This window comes from Mesorhizobium sp. M1E.F.Ca.ET.063.01.1.1 (genome assembly GCF_003998155.1).
Taxonomy (GTDB): domain Bacteria; phylum Pseudomonadota; class Alphaproteobacteria; order Rhizobiales; family Rhizobiaceae; genus Mesorhizobium.
Genome location: NZ_RZSC01000494.1, coordinates 1 through 4,506, shown reverse-complemented (window position 1 = coordinate 4,506; position 4,506 = coordinate 1). Strand labels below are relative to the sequence as shown.

Below are 4,506 nucleotides of genomic sequence, written 5' to 3'. Positions count from 1 at the left end.
GCACTGGTCGGGCTTTCGCATCGTGCCGCAGACGATCGAGTTCTGGCACGACCGCCCATTCCGGCTGCATGACCGCATCATGTTCTCGCGCAACGCCAAAGGCGGTTGGGACAAGACGCGGCTGTACCCTTAACCTTCGAATGCCCGCTGGAAAATCAATCCTTCTCCAGTTGGAACAGCAGGAAATGCGGCCGCTCGCTGGCGACGCCGACGGCCGGGCGTATGGACTTGGTCGCTTCCTTCGGCACCAGGAACGTCTCGCGCAGGTTGAGCGTGTCGCCGCTCTTGGCGCCGGAGAAGATCGCCGAAATGCAGGTCTGCACATCGTCCGTGGTTTTCAGCGACGCGATGGATGTCGGCGACCAGCGCCGGCCGTGCTTGTCGATGAGCATCACCTTGCAGCCGAGCCATCGGTTCTGCAGATCGGGATCGCCGATCTTCACTGAGAAGTCGGCCAGCACCGGCACCGAATCCGGCGGCAGGTTCGACATGCCGAAAGCGCCGCGCAGATCGGTCAATTTCCAGTCGCTGCCGCCGAAACGGGCGCTTTCGCCCCAGGCGACGCGGCGCGGGAAGAGGTCGTTGCCGCCAAGCAGCGCTTTGACGCTGTCATAGGACCCGATGGCCAGACTCAGCGGGACGAGCAGGACGAGCGACCAGAGGCTGCGCCGGCGCCGTTTCCGCTCGATCGTCCCGCTCTCTCGATCCAGACCCTGTGCCGTCATTCGATACCCCTCAGATCGGCTGCGTCATATCCAGCGTGTCGACCGTGCCGGGCGGCAAGCCGTCGGGCCCGATGGCGACCGCCCCGAGCGATATCACGGCCTGGGAGTCGAGCGCGGACATCAGCTTTTCCGAAATCAGCAAAGTGGCATCGCTGACCTCGTCCGGCCGCAGCTCGAAGATCAGCCTCGCCTTTTTTGGCAGGCCGGGGTCGATGGCCACGGGAAGCAGTCCATCGGTGAAGGACAGCCGCTCGGTCTGGTCATAGGTGAGGCCTGTCGTTCCGCGCCACGATGCGACCGCCACCGTCGTCGATTGCGCCCGCGCCGCGAACTCCACGGTGACCACGGCCCAGATGCCGCCGGTGGTCAGAACCATGCTGTCGCCGAACCTGTCCGCTTTCAGCTTGCGGGCGAACTCCACCTTTTCGGCGCGGACCTCGAAGCTTCGCCCGACGACCGTGTCGCCGAGCTCGCCCCGCGCGGGGATCGGCCCGATCAGGTCGCCATAATGCGGCTTCGATACTTGCAGGCCGTAGCAGAGCGACACTGCGGCGAGCAGCAGGACGACGTTGGCAAGCTTGCGCATCATGGCCGGATATCCGCGATGTCGGGCCCGCTTCCAATGGGCAGCTTCAGCGTCCCGATCGGCGTCGGATTGAACCAGCCGGGCAGGCCGTGGAGATTGTCGCGCTGCTTGTAGGTCTCGCGGATGACCGTCAGTTCGAGGCTCGCCGGCGGAGCCGCGCCGTCCGGCAATTGCCAGATGTAGGCCATGCGCTCCAGCATGCCGGGGTGCAGTTCCGGCGACAGCGTGGAATCTCGCGTGAGGACGATGAACGGTTTCGTCGCCGGATCGATAGTTGCCCGGTTCGCCTGCAGGACATCGAAATAGTCCTTTGTCGATTTGGCCGTCCGGTTGGTCATTTCGAGCTCGAGGACCAGCGCCTTCGCGCCAGGCTTGAGCGGTACGCCGTAGAGGTTCCCGCCTTCGGCGGCATACGCTTTGAGCGGCCTCAGCAGCCATTGACCCGTTTCGATCGGGCTGGCGGGCGCCAGAACGGAAAGAGGCTCGTGCCTTGCGCCGAAAGCGCCCATGACACCGGCGACTGCAATCGCCGCTGCGGTGCCGATGCCAGCGACCAACAAAGCTTTCAGGCGAGAGCGGGCGTCTTCAAGCATTCTGGGCACCGACTTCCGCGCCGTCCGGGGAGCCGGCTGGTTGAGCATCTTCACTGGTCCGGCGCTTCGGCAGCGCGAATGCCGTTTCGAGGATCGCGGCGAGGAAGCAGATCCTGAGCGGTTCGACAAGAATGCCGGTCGAAGAGTCCTGGAACGGGCTGCCGAAGAGCAGCGAGACGCCATCGGAAAGCACCTGCCAGGTATCGAGCTCATGCGGACCGAATAGCCGTGTCATGCCGAGCCAGGCCCAGGCCGCCAGCCAGTCGATCAGGCGATAGCCGACGATCAGCGTGACGACGAGCACCAAGCCCGAGCTCAGCGTGATGCGCACGCTGTTGGCGATCGGCAAATAGCGCGAGCGGTAGCCGGAGATGAAGTGCTCGACGAAGTCGCGCAGGAATCTCGGAATGGCGCGATAACGCTCGCCGAAATGTTCGGCGCGCCGGTGCATGCGCATCAGTTCCTTGTCGTCGCGCACGTCGTAGCCGTAGATCAGCGCGGCGAGCACCAGCCAGATCACCGGCAGGAGCATGTAGAAGAACAGGTCGACCAGCCTTTTGGTCGTGTCGATGGAAGTGACCTCCACGGGAACCATCGGATCGGCAAAGGCGCTTGCGATCGGATTGGCCATGCCGTCCGCCGCTGCCTGCAGCAAGGAAAAGATATTGCGGCTCATGATCCAGTCGACGACCTCGTCCTTCCAGCGCGAGATCACATAGAGACCGATGAAGATCCAGTTGGTCTCGCAGATGACCACGACGATCTGCCAGAAGGAGCGCGATCGGCCGCGCGTCTGCATGCCGGTGGCGAAGCGCCGGATCAGCCAGGAGATGACGACCGAAAAGACCAGCCAGCGCGAATCGAGCACATCGAGAACGTTGCCCTCCCCTCCGCCGAAAGGCGCCATGTCGAGCGCGACGCGCGAATACTGCCGCACCGTGTCGCCGAGAAAGCCCCAGGCGGCGTAGTAGGCGAAAAAGGGCAGCAGCGCGACCGTGATCATGCGCGCCAGCGGCGTGCCGCCGATGCGTCCCTCGCCCGAGCTTTCGCCTTGAGCCACCTGCTGCGCGGCGCGCGTTGCCGGCAAGGCCGGCAGCAGCGTCTGGAACATGGCGACGGTGACGATGAGCTGCGTCAGCGCGACCAGCGTCAGCAAGGCGAGCCCCGCCATATGGTTGACGAGGGCGGTGCGCGCGGCGATTTGCATGAACAGGTCGCCGAACACGATGCCCAGTAGCACCATGGCGATCAGTTGCGGCCAGAAGCGCCACCAGAGCTTGAAGGTCAGCGCCAGCGGCTTTGCGGCATCGGCAAGCATGTCGAGGCGTTCAATGCGTCAATGAACGCCCTCCAATCGCTCCGGCAGATCGATGGCTGCGTTTCGGGTCATGTCCTCTCCATTTCACGAGCCCCCGCCAAGTATAATCGGGACATAGAGCGGATCGGATCGGTTTGACACCCCTGCACCAACCTTTAGGTGAAATTGGCCGGCTACCTCGTCTTACGCTTGAAGCCATTTCCGGCCATACTATTGGAAAGACTTCAGGTCTTGGGAGAGACTGCATGGCAATCTTCCTGGCATTCCTTGGCGTCTCGATCATGGTGATCGTGACACCCGGTCCGGATACCGCGATCACCATCCGCAACACCTTGCTCGGCGGCCGCTCCGCAGGAATTTTGACTGCGCTCGGTGTCGGCTGCGGGCTGACGATCTGGGCGCTGGCGACGAGCGTCGGCCTTGTCGCGCTGCTCACTGCTTCCGAACCGCTTTTCCTGGCCGTCAAATATGCCGGCGCCGCCTATCTGATCTATCTCGGCATGCAAGCCCTGCGCGAAGCCATTTGGCCGGTGCAAAGCCATCATGCGCAGGCGCCGACCGTACCGCATACCCGGCTTGCCCCGGTCGCCGCGTTCCGGCAGGGCTTCATCAGCGATCTCGGCAATCCGAAAATAGCCGTGTTCTTTCCGAGCCTGTTGCCTCAATTCGTGCCGGCGGGACAGCCGTCCTTTCTGTCGCTGCTGCTGCTTGGCGTCGTCTTCGCACTAATCACCTTCAGCTGGCTGACCATCTATGCAACGGTTGTCGCCAAGGCCGGCGACTGGCTGCGCCGACCGAATGTGCGCCGGATCGTCGAAGCGGTCAGCGGCACGCTACTGATCGGCCTCGGCATCCGCATCGCGGCCGAGCAGCGATAGCTCGGTCAGCTCGCCTTTTTTCGCGTCATGAAAGAGGTGAGCGCGGCGCGCGCCTCATCCGACTTCAGCCGCTCGCGGAAATGCTCGCTCTCCACCTTGATGCGGGCGACGAGTTCCTCGCGCGGCTCACGCATCAGGTCGCGGGCGATCTTCAGCGCCTGCGGCGGCTTGGCCGCGATGTCGTTGGCGGCGGCCAGCACCGCGCCTTCCAGCGCGTCTTCCGCGACCACGTCGTAGATCAGGCCGGCGGCATTGGCGCGCTCGGCCGAAAAACCTTCACCGAGACCAAGCAGCGCGAAGGCGCCCTGCCGGCCGAGGATCCGCGGCGCCAGCAGGCTGGAGCCGGCCTCCGGCACGAGGCCGAGATCGACGAACGGCGTGCGGAAGAGCGTGCGCGGCGTGGCGA

At 64.2% G+C, this 4,506-nt stretch carries 7 protein-coding genes; 2 read left to right on the top strand and 5 right to left on the bottom strand.

The annotated features are described in order from the left end of the window. On the top strand, positions 1 to 133 hold a 133-nt coding region (locus EOA29_RS26250), incomplete at its 5' end, for a pyridoxine 5'-phosphate oxidase C-terminal domain-containing protein (protein WP_281061111.1). A gap of 22 nt (positions 134 to 155) precedes the next feature. Here EOA29_RS26250 and EOA29_RS26245 read toward each other — a convergent pair. Genes EOA29_RS26245 through EOA29_RS26230 form a run of 4 tightly spaced genes read right to left on the bottom strand, consistent with a single transcriptional unit; the run spans position 156 to position 3,222 of the window. Then, a complete protein-coding gene (locus EOA29_RS26245; RefSeq protein WP_127221819.1) occupies positions 156 to 725 on the bottom strand; it encodes a hypothetical protein in 570 nt (189 codons plus the stop codon). Positions 726 to 735: 10 nt separating this feature from the next. Next, positions 736 to 1,314 carry a hypothetical protein gene (locus tag EOA29_RS26240; protein ID WP_126095263.1) on the bottom strand — a complete coding sequence of 193 codons (579 nt, stop codon included), beginning with the start codon at positions 1,312 to 1,314 and terminating at the stop codon, positions 736 to 738. Beyond that, positions 1,311 to 1,904 carry a hypothetical protein gene (locus EOA29_RS26235; RefSeq protein WP_127221818.1) on the bottom strand — a complete coding sequence of 198 codons (594 nt, stop codon included), beginning with the start codon at positions 1,902 to 1,904 and terminating at the stop codon, positions 1,311 to 1,313. Before EOA29_RS26235 ends, EOA29_RS26240 begins: the two co-directional genes overlap by 4 nt. Beyond that, on the bottom strand, positions 1,897 to 3,222 hold the full coding sequence (locus EOA29_RS26230; protein WP_126095265.1) for a hypothetical protein: 1,326 nt from the start codon (positions 3,220 to 3,222) through the stop codon (positions 1,897 to 1,899). The genes EOA29_RS26235 and EOA29_RS26230 overlap by 8 nt, the downstream gene beginning before the upstream one ends. A gap of 245 nt (positions 3,223 to 3,467) precedes the next feature. Here EOA29_RS26230 and EOA29_RS26225 point away from each other — a divergent pair, with 245 nt between their 5' ends. Further along, entirely contained in the window at positions 3,468 to 4,100 is a 633-nt protein-coding gene (locus EOA29_RS26225; RefSeq protein WP_126095266.1) for a LysE family translocator, read from the top strand. A gap of 5 nt (positions 4,101 to 4,105) precedes the next feature. On the opposite strand, the gene EOA29_RS26220 is transcribed toward EOA29_RS26225, so the two are convergent. Beyond that, positions 4,106 to 4,506 (bottom strand): enoyl-CoA hydratase-related protein (locus tag EOA29_RS26220; protein ID WP_245468541.1); only part of this gene is annotated, 401 nt, incomplete at its 5' end.